13 protein-coding genes and 1 pseudogene are annotated in these 14,254 nt (G+C 69.7%); 8 read left to right on the forward strand and 6 right to left on the reverse strand.

Translation table 11 applies throughout. From position 1 onward, the window contains the following. Positions 1-116: 116 nt before the first annotated feature. The 3 genes from NAG42_RS24335 to NAG42_RS24345 form a co-directional block, all read right to left on the reverse strand. Positions 117-791 carry a polysaccharide deacetylase family protein gene (locus tag NAG42_RS24335; protein WP_250033290.1) on the reverse strand — a complete coding sequence of 225 codons (675 nt, stop codon included), beginning with the start codon at positions 789-791 and terminating at the stop codon, positions 117-119. 66 nt (positions 792-857) lie between these two features. Next, entirely contained in the window at positions 858-1,388 is a 531-nt protein-coding gene (locus tag NAG42_RS24340) for a GNAT family N-acetyltransferase (RefSeq protein ID WP_250033291.1), read from the reverse strand. Between the two features lie 72 nt (positions 1,389-1,460). Continuing rightward, positions 1,461-1,712, reverse strand: coding sequence for a hypothetical protein (locus tag NAG42_RS24345; RefSeq protein WP_250033292.1), 252 nt, complete (start codon positions 1,710-1,712; stop codon positions 1,461-1,463). A gap of 345 nt (positions 1,713-2,057) precedes the next feature. Here NAG42_RS24345 and NAG42_RS24350 point away from each other — a divergent pair, with 345 nt between their 5' ends. Both NAG42_RS24350 and NAG42_RS24355 read left to right on the forward strand, forming a co-directional pair. Then, a complete protein-coding gene (locus NAG42_RS24350; RefSeq protein WP_250033293.1) occupies positions 2,058-3,137 on the forward strand; it encodes a helix-turn-helix domain-containing protein in 1,080 nt (359 codons plus the stop codon). Further along, a complete protein-coding gene (locus NAG42_RS24355; protein WP_250033294.1) occupies positions 3,106-4,218 on the forward strand; it encodes a hypothetical protein in 1,113 nt (370 codons plus the stop codon). The genes NAG42_RS24350 and NAG42_RS24355 overlap by 32 nt, the downstream gene beginning before the upstream one ends. Before the next feature lie 63 nt (positions 4,219-4,281). On the opposite strand, the gene NAG42_RS24360 is transcribed toward NAG42_RS24355, so the two are convergent. Then, a complete protein-coding gene (locus NAG42_RS24360; RefSeq protein ID WP_250033295.1) occupies positions 4,282-5,289 on the reverse strand; it encodes a LacI family DNA-binding transcriptional regulator in 1,008 nt (335 codons plus the stop codon). Between the two features lie 74 nt (positions 5,290-5,363). On the opposite strand from NAG42_RS24360, the gene NAG42_RS24365 reads away from it, so the two are divergent. The 4 genes and pseudogenes from NAG42_RS24365 to NAG42_RS24380 all read left to right on the forward strand — a co-directional run bounded on the left by NAG42_RS24365 (position 5,364) and on the right by NAG42_RS24380 (position 9,562). After that, on the forward strand, positions 5,364-6,455 hold the full coding sequence (locus NAG42_RS24365; protein WP_250033296.1) for a phytanoyl-CoA dioxygenase family protein: 1,092 nt from the start codon (positions 5,364-5,366) through the stop codon (positions 6,453-6,455). 28 nt (positions 6,456-6,483) lie between these two features. After that, positions 6,484-7,887, forward strand: coding sequence for a M20/M25/M40 family metallo-hydrolase (locus NAG42_RS24370; RefSeq protein WP_250033297.1), 1,404 nt, complete (start codon positions 6,484-6,486; stop codon positions 7,885-7,887). An 85-nt stretch (positions 7,888-7,972) separates the two neighbouring features. Beyond that, a pseudogene (locus NAG42_RS24375) lies at positions 7,973-8,074 on the forward strand (IS5/IS1182 family transposase); the annotation flags it as partial. Positions 8,075-8,425: 351 nt separating this feature from the next. Then, positions 8,426-9,562 carry an amidohydrolase family protein gene (locus NAG42_RS24380; RefSeq protein WP_250033298.1) on the forward strand — a complete coding sequence of 379 codons (1,137 nt, stop codon included), beginning with the start codon at positions 8,426-8,428 and terminating at the stop codon, positions 9,560-9,562. Positions 9,563-9,583: 21 nt separating this feature from the next. On the opposite strand, the gene NAG42_RS24385 is transcribed toward NAG42_RS24380, so the two are convergent. Both NAG42_RS24385 and NAG42_RS24390 read right to left on the reverse strand, forming a co-directional pair. Beyond that, positions 9,584-10,663 carry a carboxylate-amine ligase gene (locus tag NAG42_RS24385; RefSeq protein WP_250033299.1) on the reverse strand — a complete coding sequence of 360 codons (1,080 nt, stop codon included), beginning with the start codon at positions 10,661-10,663 and terminating at the stop codon, positions 9,584-9,586. Continuing rightward, on the reverse strand, positions 10,660-11,628 hold the full coding sequence (locus NAG42_RS24390) for a methyltransferase (RefSeq protein ID WP_250033300.1): 969 nt from the start codon (positions 11,626-11,628) through the stop codon (positions 10,660-10,662). The genes NAG42_RS24385 and NAG42_RS24390 overlap by 4 nt, the downstream gene beginning before the upstream one ends. 113 nt (positions 11,629-11,741) lie before the next feature. On the opposite strand from NAG42_RS24390, the gene NAG42_RS24395 reads away from it, so the two are divergent. Further along, positions 11,742-12,809, forward strand: a complete 1,068-nt coding sequence (locus NAG42_RS24395) for a S1C family serine protease (RefSeq protein WP_250033301.1) — start codon at positions 11,742-11,744, stop codon at positions 12,807-12,809. Positions 12,810-12,829: 20 nt separating this feature from the next. Further along, positions 12,830-14,239 carry a basic amino acid/polyamine antiporter gene (locus tag NAG42_RS24400; protein WP_250033302.1) on the forward strand — a complete coding sequence of 470 codons (1,410 nt, stop codon included), beginning with the start codon at positions 12,830-12,832 and terminating at the stop codon, positions 14,237-14,239. Positions 14,240-14,254 lie beyond the last annotated feature (15 nt).

The following is a 14,254-nucleotide window of genomic DNA, read 5'->3' on the forward strand; positions in this document are numbered from 1 at the left end:
TTCTCGGGCAACGGCCGGCCGATGATCGCGGGCCGTATCTGTGCGGTGCCGGCCGGTCAGGTGGCGGCCGGCGAGATGCCGCCCGCTGCTCACCGCCGGCTGCTTGCGACGCTGCCTTATCTGATTCTCCGATCCCGTACGAGGTCGGAGACCGTCACGGCGGTCGGGCCTCGTGCGGCGAGGGCGGTCAGCAGGTCGTCGGTGGTGGCGGCGACACCGCTGCGCTGGGCGGTGCCCTCGTGCAGGACGACGATCGAGCCCGGGCGGATCGAGGCCAGCAGGTGGCCGGCGATCGCCTCGTCGGCCGGGCCCCCGGTGTGGCCGGCGACGAGGGTGCCGAGGACCGCGCGCAGGTTGATCTCGGCCGCCGAGCGGAGCATCCGCGGGGTGAAGACGCCGGAGCCGGGGCGGAACCACCGGACCGGACCGTAACGGGCGAGCATCCGGCTCACCTCGGCCAGGTCCTGGCGGAACCGCTCGTCTCCGATGAAGGCCGACCGTTCGTCGCGCATCAGGTGGTTGGCGATCTCGTGGCCGTCGGCCACGATCTGCTCGACCAGTTCCCCGTACGCGGCGACCCGCTCACCGATCAGGAAGAACGTCGCCGACGCCCGGTGCCGGCGCAGCACCTCGAGCAGCTGCGGGGTGGTCTCGGGGTGCGGCCCGTCGTCGAAGGTCAGCGCGAACACGGGTTCGGTGGTGTCGGCGAACCACAGCACGTCACCCGGAATGACCCGGGACAGCGCCCGGGCGACGGGTTCCCGCCAGCGCAGAAACCCGTCGGAGACCATGGTCAATGGTAGGCCGGATCGCGGCTCGGCCCGTCCTCGCCGATCAGCGCGTACGGAAGTGGGGAGTCAGCTCCAGAGCGGGACGGTCCGGTCGAGGTCGGCGACGAGGATGTCGTAGGTGTCGCCGACCGCGTGGTCGCGGGCGCCCGGCTCAGGGGTCGCCCGCAGGTCGCGCAGATCGGGCTCGGCCGGCTGCACGTAGCCGAGCCACAGATAGAGGTCGCGGGCCACCCGGTTGGATTTGTCCACACCGAGCAGGACCTGCTCGTGACCCCGGGCGCGCAGATTGGCCTCGGCCTGCCGCAGCAGAGCCCGGCCCACCCCGTGGTGCCGCCGGGCGGGCGCGACGTGCAGATGGAAGATCATCGGTACGCCGGCCAGGTGCCGCCGGATCTCGGGCTCGGTGGCCAGATCCCACGAGAGGAACACCCCGCCCACCGGTCCGTCGTCCTCGAAGGCCAGCAGGATCTCGCCCAACCCCTTCTCCTGCAACGGATAGCGGCCGGCGAAGAACTCGTGATGATCAGGACCGAGGGCACCGATGAGCGATTCGAGGTCGTCGCGGTTCGCGGCGCGGATCTTCACGGGCACCCGCACAGCTAATCCCACTTCCGGTCCGGCCGCGAACCCGGCACGTGCCCCGGCGCACGGCCGGGGCACGTGGGTTCGTCACCGGCCGAGGGCCGAGACAATGACGGCGCCGATCAGGGCGACGAGGGACAGGAGCAGCAGGACGACCACGCCGAGCGAGGTGAGCAGCATGCGGGTCATCTGCCAGACGGCGGTCAGGACGGAGCGGGCCCAGCTGACCGCGAAGCCGAGAAGCATGATCGCGACCATGATCGCGATGGTGCTCATCAGGTCGGTGGGGAGCTCCGGAGAGGTGCCGGCCGCCGCGGCGAAGGGGACGAGAATTGACATGAGCGTGCCTTCCCTGACAAAGAGGCGGGTTCGCGACAGAGCATCTTCGGGGCGGGCGCGAGGGGAGAGCGGCGGAGCCATCGCGGTGGCTCACGTGATCGAGGAGAACGTCCGGGCATCGGCATCGTCATCACCCCTGCCGGCGCTTGATTTCAGCGCTTCTTGTAAGCTCAGACTAAACTTCAGCACTTCACTGAAGTAGCGTTAACCATCGTCAATTTCTGGCTCCTCACGGCAGCCCCGATAACCTCATTCCGGTTCACTCATGCTTTTCCCGGCGTTAAGGTCTATCCTTCGGGCTGTGCTTCAGCGAGCTACTGAAGTCAACTGAAGGAGACGGCGCCGATGCCCAGGGTGACTACGCTCGCCGAGCGGCTGAGGGAGCTGCGCACGGCCGGGTGGCCGGGTCACCCGCTGACCCAGCGGGCACTGGGCCGGGTGCTCGGAGTGAGTGTTCCGCTGATCTCCTCCTGGGAGCACGGCACCGTGCCGCCGCCCGAGCGCCTGGACGACTACGCGCTCTACTTCGCACTGTCCGAGCCGGCGTCGTCGCTGCCCGGCGTCGATCAGCTCGACGGCGAGCAGCAGCAGGCCTTTCACGAGCTCCGGCGGAGTCTGCACACTCTGCGCGGCCGCGTCGCCGGGGAGGGTGATGCGCTCGGTGAGCCGGCCATCCCGCATCCGTTGCACTTCCCACCCGGCCAGGCGATCACCATCGTCCCGTCGGAGCTGCCCCAGCACGTGCGGGACCAGTTCGGCGATGTGTCCCGGCCGCACGGCCCCGACTACGTCGAGTCGTACAAGTACGCCGACCTCGACGCGCTGATCGAGTTGCTGTCGTTCATCCGCGGGATGAATCCGACCAACCCCACAACCGTGGGCGTCCCGCGGGAGCTGTCGACCGACGATCTGACCGCCCACCTGATCGCGCTCGGCGGCGTCGACTTCAACGAGGTGACCGCGGCCGCGCTGACCGACCTCAGCCACGTCCCGGTCAAGCAACTGGAGCGCGAGACGTTCCACGACACCGGGGCGTTCTCGGTCGGCTACGCGGACGGGCGGCGCGCCCGGCTGGCCCCGAAGCTGCACCGTGACCAGGGCAGCACCACTCTCCGGGAGGACGTTGCGCACTATCTGCGCGCTCCGAATCCCTATAATCGGGAGCGAACACTGACATTCTTCAACGGCATGTACAGCCGGGGAAGCTACGGGATCGTCCGGGCCCTGACCGATCCGAAGATCCAGGAGCGGAACGCGGCTTACGTCGACCGTAGATTTCACGGGACCGACACCTATAGCATCGTCTGCCGCGTGAAGATCGTCGCCAATGAAGTCGTCGTCCCCGACTGGACGGTGGACGACATTCGTTTACACGAGTGGCCGGAGGCCGAGCATGACCGCACCAGCGGTGCTGCTGCCCACTGACGCGCAGCAGTCCCGGCAACGGGCCACGCACCGTCCGCTCCTCCACCACATCACGGCGGTGGACGCCGAGGCTGACGTGAACGCGATCATCGTGCCCGCCGCGCGGTCGGCCGGCAGCCTCGCGCATGCCACCCGGCTGGCCGCCGAGCTCGGCTGCCCCCTGCTGGTGCTGTGCAGCCTCGAAGCCACCCCGGCCGGCGTCCGGGCGCAGACCGCCGGTTCCGGGGTCGAGGTGTTCGCGGTCGAATCGCCGGAGACCAGCCGGCTGCCGGTGCTCGAGAGCCGGTTCATGCGGTTGGACAGCAGCCTCCGGCGGCAGACCGACACCCCCGGCAAGCGGAACTTCGGCCTGGCCCTGGCCTGGATGGCCGGGTGGGAGCGGGTCCTCTTCCTGGACGACGACATCGACATCCGGGATGCTTCCGAGGTGCGCCGGGCGGCTGCGCTGCTCGACGACTACGAGGTGGTCGGCCTCGACAATGTCGGCTTCCCCGACAACTCCGTGGTCTGCCACGCCCACCGCGACACCGGCGGCCACCAGGGGACGTTCATCGGGTCGGGCGCGATGCTGTTCCGCCGGAGCCGGGCGACCTCGTTCTTCACGAGCATCTACAACGAGGACTGGTTCTTCCTGCTCGACCCGCACGGGCTGGCCCGGTGTGCGGTCTACGGGACGTTCAGTCAGGCGCGCTTCGACCCGTACGCGGTCAAGAACCGGGCCGTGACCGAGGAGTTCGGCGACTGCCTGGCCGAGGGTCTGTTCTCCCTGCTGGACGACGGCCGGACGCTGGACGAGGCGGCCGCCACCCCGTTCTGGGAGGCCTTCCGGGCCGACCGCGAGGAGTTCATCACCGGCATCCTGCGCCGGCTCGACACGGCGCCCGGCATCTCGGTGTTCCGCCGCATGCAGATGGCCGAGGCGCTGCACGCGGCCCGGGCCGGCCTCCACCAGTTCACCTCGGACGACTGCGTCAGCTACCTCAAGACCTGGCAGGTCGACAAGCAGGTGTGGCGCACCTGGGTCGAGGCGCTGCCGGTGGGCCTGACGATCGGCGAGGCCTGGACGCACCTGACCTCCTGAGCGGCGCGCACGGATCTGAGGGCAGGGCATCGTCCGGTACGGATGAGTGAGCACCGGGCCGGGTCAGAATTCGACCGGTGGCGCGTTGAACGGGGTGATCACCTGGACGGCTGAGGGGTTGGTGCGGATCGGGCCGGGGAGCACGCCGTGCGACTGCATGATGGCGTGGCAGGCCCGGCGCAGGTCGGTGCGCAGGTCGTGGTGGAGCACGGCCGATAGCTTGCGCTCGCGCAGCAGGGCCGTGTTCTCCCGGTCGAGGTCGTGGGCGACGAAGACGTCGTACGGGTGGTCGCGGAACGCTTCGACGACGGCCGCGTTGCCGCCCGCGCCGGCGTAGAGCGAATAGATCCCGCGGACGGCCGGGTTCGCGGTCAGCCGGTCGCGGATGTCCCGGCGTACGGTATCGGGCCGGTCCTCGGCGTCGGTGACCTCGACGACGCGGCGCCGGGTCTCGGCCCGGAAGCCCGCCTCACGCTCGTCCTCGCCGCGGAACGTGCCGCGGCCGCGCACCACGAGCACCTCACCCGGACGGTCGCCCAGCCACTGCTCGATCAGGTAGGCCGCGGTGGCCCCGGCGGCGTGGTTGTCGAGGCCGGCGTAGGTGATGCGGGGGCTGGTGGGCAGATCGGTCACGAGCGTGACCAGCGGAATGCTGAGCCCGGTGGCCGCCGCGACGATGTCCGGGTGGTCGGGCGCCTTGAGGATGACGCCGTGCGAGCCACTGCGGCCGGCCCGGTCCAGGGCGGCGACGACCTCCCGTACGGAAGGGCCGTCGAGCAGGTGGAAGCGGGCCCGGACCAGCGCCGGGCGCAAGCCGGGCAGCTCGGCCTCCAGCGCCGCGCGGATCGTCGTGGAGAAGCGCGGCGGTGCCTGCACGACCACGTCGACGAGGAAAGTCCGGCCGGCCAGGCGCACCTGGTCACGCTGCCGGTCGAGATCGGTGATGGCCCGGCGCACCTCGCGGACGGTGCTCTCCCGGACGCCACCCCGGCCGTGCAGCACCCGGTCCACTGTGGCCTCACTGAGCCCGGCTTGAGAGGCGATCTCGCGGATCCGGTACGGGTGCTTCATGCGTCCCACGATGATGGGGTTTTGAGGGGTTCTCAAGGGTCCGTGGCGGCGCACGGAGACCTAGCGTGAGGCCCATGACAACGTGGTTCACCGCCGCCGACTGCGACCTGGAGGACTTCCGGGCGGTCTGCGAGCAGAAGACGGAACTGACCGGCTACCCGCACGCGACCGACGTCGTCGACAACGTGCTCATCTATCCGGGATCGCTGCCCCGGACCCGCGAGATCCAGGGCGAGCTGATCCGGGCGCTGCGCGACGGGCCGGGCATCGTGGTGTTCACCGACGCCTTCGCGACCGACGTCGTCGACCGGGCGACCGCCGTGTTCACCGCGCTGATCGACGAGCAGCGGGCGGCCGGCGTCCAGGGCGGTGACCACTTCGCGAAGCCTGGGGCCAACGACCGGGTGTGGGGCGCGCTCGACAAGTTCGCGTTGCGGGACCCGGCGGCGTTCGCCGCCTACTACGACAACCCGGTGCTGGCGCTGATCTGCGAAGCCTGGCTCGGCACCGGCTACCAGGTGACCTCGCAGGTCAACGTGGTCAACCCGGGTGGCCAGGCGCAGGTGGCGCACCGCGATTACCACCTCGGGTTCATGTCGCAGGAGCAGGCGCTGCGGTATCCGGCCCACATCCACGCGCTGTCGCCGGTGCTGACGTTGCAGGGCGCGGTCGCGCACGTCGACATGCCGATCGAGACCGGGCCGACGCTGTATCTGCCGCACTCCCAGAAGTACCCGGCCGGCTACATCGCTTTCCACCAGCCCGAGTTCACCGGCTACTTCGACGCCCACCACGTGCAGCTGCCGCTGAACAAGGGCGACGCCGCCTTCTTCAACCCGGCCCTGTTCCATGGCGCCGGCACCAACAGATCCACGGGCGTACGCCGGATGGCCAACCTCCTGCAGATCTCGTCGGGCTTCGGCCGCGCGATGGAGGCCGTCGACCGTACGGCCATGGTGGCCGCGCTCTACCCGGTGCTCCGGACGTACGGCGGCTCGGTCGAGAACGTGATCGCCGCGTCCGCCGAGGGCTACGCGTTCCCGGCCGACCTCGACCGCGACCAGCCCATCGGCGGACTGGCCCCGCCGACCCAGGCCGAGCTGGTGCGCCGGGCGCTCACCGAGAAGTGGGACCAGGACCGGTTCCAGCAGGCACTGCGGGCATGATCGGGTCCGTCGCGGGTAGCCGGGCCGGGTGCGCGCCTACCTGAACCAGCACCGGGACGACCTGGTGGACGAACTGATCGGTTGGATGCGGTTGCGGTCGGTGGCCGGGCTGCCCGAGAACGAGCCCGATCTGCTCCGCTCGGCGAACTGGCTGGCCGGGGCGCTGCGGGCGACCGGGTTCCCGACCGTGGACGTGTGGCGGATCGAGGGTGCGCCGGCGGTCTATGCCGAGTGGTGCGAGGCGCCGGGGGCACCGACCGTGCTGATCTACAGCCACCACGACGTACGGAAGACCGACGACGAGCAATGGGAGGAGACCGCGCCGTTCTCGCCGGCCGTGCGGGACGGCTACGTCTACGGCCGGGGTGGGTCGGACGCCAAGGGGCAGGTGCTCAGCCACCTCTGGGGTATCCGCACCCACCTGGCGGTCACCGGTCGCGAAGCTCCGGCGGTCAACATCAAGATCCTGGTCGAGGGTGAGGAGGAGACCGGCTCGGCCCACCTCGCGGACGCTCTCGACCAGCACCGCCACCTGCTCGACTGCGACCTCGTGGTGGTCAGCGACACGCTGACCTGGCGGGCCGACCACCCCGCGGTGTGCACGAGCGTGCGCGGCATGATCAGCGCGGAGTTGCGGGTCCTGGGGCCGCTGCGCGACGTGCACAGCGGGGCCGTGTCGGGTCCGGCGGTCAACCCGGCGATCGAGCTGTCCGCGCTGATCGCCGCGCTGCACGACGACCAGGGGCGGATCACGTTCCCCGGGTTCTACGACGACGTCGAGGAGCTGACCGAGGCGCGGCGGGCCGAGCTGGCGGCGCTGCCCTACAGCGACGAGGACTGGCTGGAGCGGTCGGAGACGCGCAGCATCGGCGGGGAGCACGGCTACACAGTGCTGGAGCGGCTGTGGGAGCGGCCCTCGGTCGAGGTGATCGGGCTGCTGTCGGGGGACCCGGCCGGTCTGCCCCGGGCGGCGGTGCCGGCGGTGGCCACGGCGCGGCTCAGCATCCGTACGGCGACCGGGCAGCGCGCCGCCACGGTCGAGAAACAGCTGCGGCAGTGGGTGGCCGCTCGGCTGGACGACAAGGTCGACTACGACTTGACCATCTCGGAGCAGATCTCCCAGGAGCCCTACCGCACGCCGGGCGACCTTCCCGCGCTGGCCGTGCTGGCGGCCGCGATGGAGGAGGGCTTCGGCCGGCGCCCGGGCCGCATGGGCAACGCCGGCGGCGGTCCGGCTGAGCTGCTGGCCCGCAAGCTCGCCGCCCCGGTCCTCTTCTTCGGCGTCGGCCTCCCCGAGGACCGCTGGCACGACGACGACGAACGAGTCTCCATCCAGATGCTCCTCAACGGCGCCGCCACCCTGGCCGCTTTCTGGTCCCGCTTGGGCGCCGACGCCGATCCCCAGGCCGGAAAGGCACGAAGCGCGGACTGAGATACGCCGGCTGGTGCTGCCGCTCGAACAGTTCCTCGAGGCCGACCGGATGCCGTAGCAGCTTCCCTGCCTGCTCGAAGGCGTCATCGGCCCGCTGGTCGGGGTCTCGCACTCCGCCGCCCACCGGGCCATCGACACCCTCGGCCCGCTACTCGCACTCGCGCCAGTACGCCGCCGGCCCGAAGACTTACACGATCCTGCGGGACTACCGCCGCGCCGGGCGCATACCCGCGGTCACTGCTTCAGGCATCGCTCATCTGCACGACATCGCTCTGGCCGACTGACGCCGCCCACCCGTTTGCCCGGCGCCCGCACCGAGTTACGAGACATCACTCAGGACACCGTGTCAGGGCTTCTTAACGTTCGTCTCAGATTCGCTTGGTACGAATTCGGCATCGGATGAACGAGGCAATCCGCGTGCAGGAGGCAATGATGTCACACCCGGGCGCGCCTGGTGACGACGAAGGGTCGAACTGAAGCATCTCGCAGACGTTTGCCGTGCGGATACCACACCACAAGCAGCTGGAAAGAGACTGACATGAAGTCCATGGGACGCCGCGGCTTTCTGGCCGCCGCCACGGCACTTGGCGCTGGTGCCGGCTTGTCCACGTATGCCGCTGCTTCGGCAGCCGACGGGAAAGACGCTCCGGGCAAGACTCCGGACATTGCATTGCGAGACCGGGACCTGCCCTTCATCGGCGTGGAGGAGACCTTTTCGACTCCCACGTTGTTGAAGCTGAACTCCATCAATGAGGAGCACATAGCGTTCCTCGAGGAAATTGGTCTTTCGGATCTGGGCCAACGACGCATCGGCGATATGGACGCGGGGGGACTCAACGTTCAAATCCTCTCTGCTCATACACCGTCCGTACAAAACGTCCCCGGGCAAAGGGGCATCGACCTTGCCTATCGTCTCAACCGGCAACTTGTCGACGGGCCGATCGCCAAATATCCGGGCCGCTTCAAGGCTTTCGCCACCTTGCCCTTGCAGAGCCCGGAGGCGGCGGCGGACGAACTGGAACGCTCGGTCAAGGAGGATGGCTTCCTGGGCGCACTGACCAACGGGCACATCACGAAGAAGTATCTCGATCATCCCGATTTCGAGCCTGTTCTGGCGCGTGCCGTCGCTCTCGATGTGCCGATCTACCTGCATCCCGGCTATCCAGCGGACGAAATCTTCAAGATTTACTACAGCACCACACGGTCGGAATACACGGAAGAGTTCCAGGACTACATTTTCAGTGGGTCTGGATATGGCTGGCACCAGGAGGTGCTGACCCAATGCATTCGGATGATCACGTACGGGGTTTTCGACAGATTCCCTGAACTGAAAATCATCATCGGACACATGGGCGAAGGTCTTCCCTTCTACTACAAGCGGATCATCGAAGACATGGGCGAGCCGACCGAAAACTCGCTCGAGAAGCCCATCGGGCAATACTTCCAGGACAACTTCTGGATCACGACCAGCGCATTCCCCCAGACCGAACTGCTCGATCTTCTGCTGAAGTTCATCAGCGTGGATCGAGTGATGTTCGCAACCGACTACCCGTTCGCGGACATCAAGGCGCAGACCGACTGGTTCCGCGGAGTCGATCTGCCACGCGAAGACAAGGAAAAGATTGCGTTCCGAAATGCAGAGAAACTGTTCGGAATGAAAGTGCTCGTGAAGTGATACGCCGGCGTCGGGCAGCCTTCACCCGGCGACGGTCGCGTCGCCCGCCAGCGCCAGCGCACCGGTTACACCGTGTGCTTCGAGCAGGCGCCGCTGGCGGGCGGCGCCGGTGCCGTCGCGGCGCAGGCGGTCGAGGCCGGCCGTCACCACCTCCAGGTCGCCGTGCCGGTCGAGGGACGGCGCGACCAGCTCGAGCAGCTCGGCGATCAGCTCCCAGGCCGGCCGGGGCCGGGCCGAGCGCGGGTCGAGCAACGTGCCCGCTGTGCCCTGGCGGGCGGCATTCCAGTGGGCCGCTTCGAGCACCACGTCCGGGATCGCCACCGGCTCGGCCGGCGGTGACGCCATGGTGTCGACCAGGCCGCGCACCAGGGCGGCGATCAGCACGGTGTCGGCCGCCTCCAGGCAGACGTCGCCCACGCGCACCTCGACCGTCGGGAAGTTGGCCGACGGGCGGGAGAACCAGAACAGCATGCTGTGGTCCATCATCTCGCCCGAGGCGATCAGCGCCTCGACCGTACGCTCGTAGTCCGCCACCGACGCCAGGTGCGGCCACGGTCCCAGGCTGGGCCACCGGTCGAGCTGGATCGAGCGCCAGCTGGCGTATCCGGTGTCCGCCCCGAGATGCAGCGGCGAGTTGGCGGCCAGCGCCTGGATCACCGGCAGCCAGGGGCGCAACCGGGTGCAGATCCGCACGGCCAGGGCCGGGTCGGGGACGCCGACATGGACGTGGCAGCCGCAGACCGCCGGGTCGCGCGCGATCGGGCCGTAGTGGGCCACGATCTTGCGGAAGCGGGTGTCGTCCATCGGCTCGCGGACCGGCTCGGCGACCGGGGTGGCTCCGATCGCCACCAGGCGGGCGCCGGTGGCGGTGGCCGCCGCGGCCGTGGCCCGGCGGGCAGTCAGCAACTGGTCGCGCAGCTCGTCCAGGGTGGTGCAGACGTCGGTGACCATCTCGACCATGCTGGGGCGGAACTCGCGGCGGCTGCGGTGGCGGAACTCGTCGGGCAGCTCGGCGTAGACCTTCTCGGCCATCGGCGCGTTCTCGCCGGTGTCCGGGTCGAGAAGCAGGAACTCCTCCTCCACGCCCAGGGTGAGGCTCACCGGGGACGGGTGGCGGTCAGCAGGACCACCGCGATCCGCTCGGCCCGGGCGTAGGCCGAGCCGTCCAGCTCCTCGTCGTAGACGTCCGGGTCGACCTCGCGATAGGTCCAGGTCAGACCGGTGCCTTCGAGCCGCCGGGCGGCCGCCTCGCGCAGCCGGTCGTGGCCGTCGACGATGCCGCAACCGCTGAACAGCACGAGCGAGCCGCCGGGGCTCAGCCGCTGCGCCGCGACGTCGATGATCGTCAGCGACAGCTCGTGACCGCCCGGACCGCCGCCGTCGCGGTAGGTCCGGCCGGCCGGGTCGACCATGAACGGCGGATTCGAGACGATCAGGTCGAAGGAGCCGTCGACGTCGTCGAGCAGGTTGCTGCGGCGGGGGAGCACCCGGTGGTCGACGCCGGCCAGGGCGGCGTTGACCCGGGCGTACCGGAGGGCTTTGTCGTTGATGTCGACCGCGAGCACCTGCGCGCCGGGGGCCCGCTTGGCGACGGTGATCGCGCCGGCTCCGGTGCCGCAGCCGATGTCGACCGCTCGCGCGATGTCGAGGCCGCTGACGTGGGCCGCGGCGGCATCGGCCATCCGGTAGGTGTCCGGGCCGAAGAACACCGAGTCGGGCGCCTCGGTCGGGAACGCCGAGTGGACGTAGAGCTCCCCGTCGTACGAGGAGAAACGCACCCGGCTGCGCCAGAGGTCGCCACTCGTGTCGACCGCGCCGGCCGCCCGGAGCAGGTCGACGATCGGGGCGGGCAGCAGGTCGGGGGCGAACGGCCGGCTCCAGCCGAAGACATCGCGCAGGCTGCGCGCGACGGCGTTGCCGGGACGGCGGTTGACCCGCTCGTGGGTGGCCGGTGTGACAGTCGTGAAGCAGTAGCCACGTTCCTTGAGCGTCGCACCGAGCCGCAGCAGGGCGGTGTCGGCGTCGGTCAGTCGAACCATGGCGGCAGCCGTCTGGGTCGTCGTCATGGGCCGCGCATTCCCCCGAACTTTTCGCTTAATCGTTCATCCGCGACGGGTGATGCCCGGCCCGGCGGCATGCGGGACGGTCGGCGGGACACCAGGGCCGGATGGGGCAGGCGATGCGGACAGACACGAGAACGTTGATCGGCGGGGCGGTGGCGCTGTGTGTGGCCTCCGGTGTGGTCGGCGGCGTCCTCGGCGCCTGGTGGGCTCCCGGCCCGGAGCCGCAAGCGGTGCAGGCGGTCGCCGCCGCCTCGACCGGGTGCGACGTCACCGGCGTGGCCGAACGGGTCTTCCCCTCGCTGGTGACCATCCAGGTGCAGGGGGCCGAGGGCTCCGGTCTCGGGTCGGGCTCGGTCCTCGACCGTGAGGGCAACATTCTGACCAACGACCACGTCATCTCCTCGGCCGCCGCCGGGGGCCGGATCACCGTCGACTTCGCCCGGGGCGCCGCGGACGTGCCGGCGACCGTCGTCGGGCGGGATCCGAGCACCGACCTGGCCGTGCTGCGGGTGCCGCCGGATCGCGCGGCGCTGACCCCGATCGAGGCGGGTGACTCGTCGGCGCTGGTCATCGGGCAGCCGGTGGTCGCCGCCGGCTCGCCGCTCGGCCTCAACAGCACCATTACCGCCGGGGTGGTGAGCGCCCTCAACCGATACGTCGACGTCGGGCAGGGCGGCCGGCCGAGCGCGCTGGTCAACGCCGTGCAGACCGACGCCGCGATCAATCCCGGCAACAGCGGCGGACCGCTGGTCGACTGCTCCGGGCGGCAGGTCGGCGTCAACTCGGCCGGCGCCCAGGTGCCCGGCGGCGGGGGCGGCAGCATCGGGCTCAACTTCGCCATCCCGATGGACTTCGCCCGCTCGGTGGCCGACCAGATCATCGACACCGGCCGGGTCACCCATCCCAGCATCGGGGTGCTCGCGGTGACCGTCACCGACGAGATGGCCCAGGCCACCGGGCTGCCCCGGGGAGCCCTGATCGACCAGGTGCTGCCGGGCCTGGGCGGGGCCCGGGCCGGTCTGCGCGAGGGTGACGTCCTGACCAGCGTCGGCGGGAGCGCCGTGGACAGCGTCGACCAGATGCTGGTCGCCGTCCGCAAGCAGAGCCCCGGGAAGCCGGTCGAGGTGACGTACGTCCGGGACGGCAAGACGTTGCTGGCGCCGGTCCCGGTGTCGGCCATCTGAGCTCGACGGAGGACGTGACCATGGGCACGACCGACACCGCTCAGGCGGTGAGCACACCGCAGAAGCTGACCCTGATCACCATGACGGCGATGGTCGTCGGCTCGATGGTCGGCGCTGGGGTGTTCTCGCTGCCCCGGCGCTTCGCCCAGGAGACCGCGGTGCTCGGCTCGCTGATCGCCTGGGTGATCGCCGGGGCCGGCATGTTGATGCTCGCGTTCGTGTTCCAGACTCTCGCCGTCCGTAAGCCCGAGCTCGACGCGGGCGTCTACGCGTACGCCAAAGCGGGTTTCGGCGAGTATCTGGGCTTCTTCGCCGCCTTCGGCTACTGGGCCAGCTCGTGCGTCGGCAACGTCACCTACTGGGTGCTGATCATGTCGACGATCGGGACCATCGCCCCGGCTCTGGGTGAGGGCGACACGGTGCTGGCCGTCGTGTTGTCGACGATCGGCGTCTGGGCGTTCTTCTATCTCGTGCAGCGCGGGGTCAAGGACGCGGCCGTCATCAACCGGGTCGTCACGATCGCCAAGCTCGTCCCGATCATCGCCTTCGTGCTGCTGGCGTTGTTCGCCCTCGACCCCCAGGTGTTCGCCGACAACCTGCGCGGTGGCAGCGATCTCGGGTCGCTCTTCGAGCAGGTGCGCGGCACGATGCTCGTCACGGTCTTCGTCTTCCTGGGGGTCGAGGGGGCCAGCGTCTACTCCCGGCACGCGGCCCGCCGCTCGGACGTGGGGCGCGCGACGATCCTCGGGTTCCTCAGCGTCTTCGCCGTCTTCGCCTCGGTCACCGTCGTGTCGTACGGGATCCTGCCCTATCAGGAGATCGCCCAGCTGCGCCAGCCGTCGATGGGCGGGGTGCTCGAAGCCGCCTTCGGCCAGTGGGGCAAGGTGCTGGTCAGCGTCGGCCTCATCGTGTCGGTGCTGGGCGCCTATCTGGCCTGGACGCTGATGGCGGCCGAGGTGCTCTTCGTGGCCGCGCGCGACGACGACATGCCGCGCTTCCTGGGCCGCACCCGCGGCGCCGACGTGCCGTTCAACTCGTTGCTGCTGACCACGATCCTGATCCAGGTCGTTCTGATCATCACGTACTTCTCCGAGGACGCCTTCAACTTCGCGCTCGACCTGACCAGCGCGCTCAGCCTGATCCCGTTCCTGCTGGCGGCGGCCTACGCGGTCAAGCTGGGCCGCGGACGCGCGCTGACGGTCCCGCTGATCGCCACCGCGTACACGGTGTTCCTGCTGTTCGCCGCGGGTCTGAAGTTCCTGCTGGTCTCGTTCATCCTCTATGCCCCGGCCACGATCCTGTTCGTCATGGCCCGGCGCGAGCAGGGGCGCCGGCTGTTCTCGCCGCGCGAACTGGTCATCCTGGCCGTCTCGGTCATCGGGGCGGTCGTCGGCATCGTGGCGCTCGCCGCGGGCTGGATCTCCATCTGAACCGAGGAGTCGATC

This window comes from Paractinoplanes maris, assembly GCF_023544465.1.
Classification (GTDB): domain Bacteria; phylum Actinomycetota; class Actinomycetes; order Mycobacteriales; family Micromonosporaceae; genus Actinoplanes; species Actinoplanes maris.

Bases quoted from the DNA above. Each gene is read 5' to 3' on its own strand.
- NAG42_RS24335 (WP_250033290.1), bottom strand. From the start codon at position 791: ATGGTCTCCGACGGGTTTCTGCGCTGGCGGGAACCCGTCGCCCGGGCG.
- NAG42_RS24345 (WP_250033292.1), bottom strand. From the start codon at position 1,712: ATGTCAATTCTCGTCCCCTTCGCCGCGGCGGCCGGCACCTCTCCGGAG.
- NAG42_RS24350 (WP_250033293.1), top strand. From the start codon at position 2,058: ATGCCCAGGGTGACTACGCTCGCCGAGCGGCTGAGGGAGCTGCGCACG.
- NAG42_RS24355 (WP_250033294.1), top strand. From the start codon at position 3,106: ATGACCGCACCAGCGGTGCTGCTGCCCACTGACGCGCAGCAGTCCCGG.
- NAG42_RS24360 (WP_250033295.1), bottom strand. From the start codon at position 5,289: ATGAAGCACCCGTACCGGATCCGCGAGATCGCCTCTCAAGCCGGGCTC.
- NAG42_RS24365 (WP_250033296.1), top strand. From the start codon at position 5,364: ATGACAACGTGGTTCACCGCCGCCGACTGCGACCTGGAGGACTTCCGG.
- NAG42_RS24380 (WP_250033298.1), top strand. From the start codon at position 8,426: ATGAAGTCCATGGGACGCCGCGGCTTTCTGGCCGCCGCCACGGCACTT.
- NAG42_RS24390 (WP_250033300.1), bottom strand. From the start codon at position 11,628: ATGACGACGACCCAGACGGCTGCCGCCATGGTTCGACTGACCGACGCC.
- NAG42_RS24395 (WP_250033301.1), top strand. From the start codon at position 11,742: ATGCGGACAGACACGAGAACGTTGATCGGCGGGGCGGTGGCGCTGTGT.
- NAG42_RS24400 (WP_250033302.1), top strand. From the start codon at position 12,830: ATGGGCACGACCGACACCGCTCAGGCGGTGAGCACACCGCAGAAGCTG.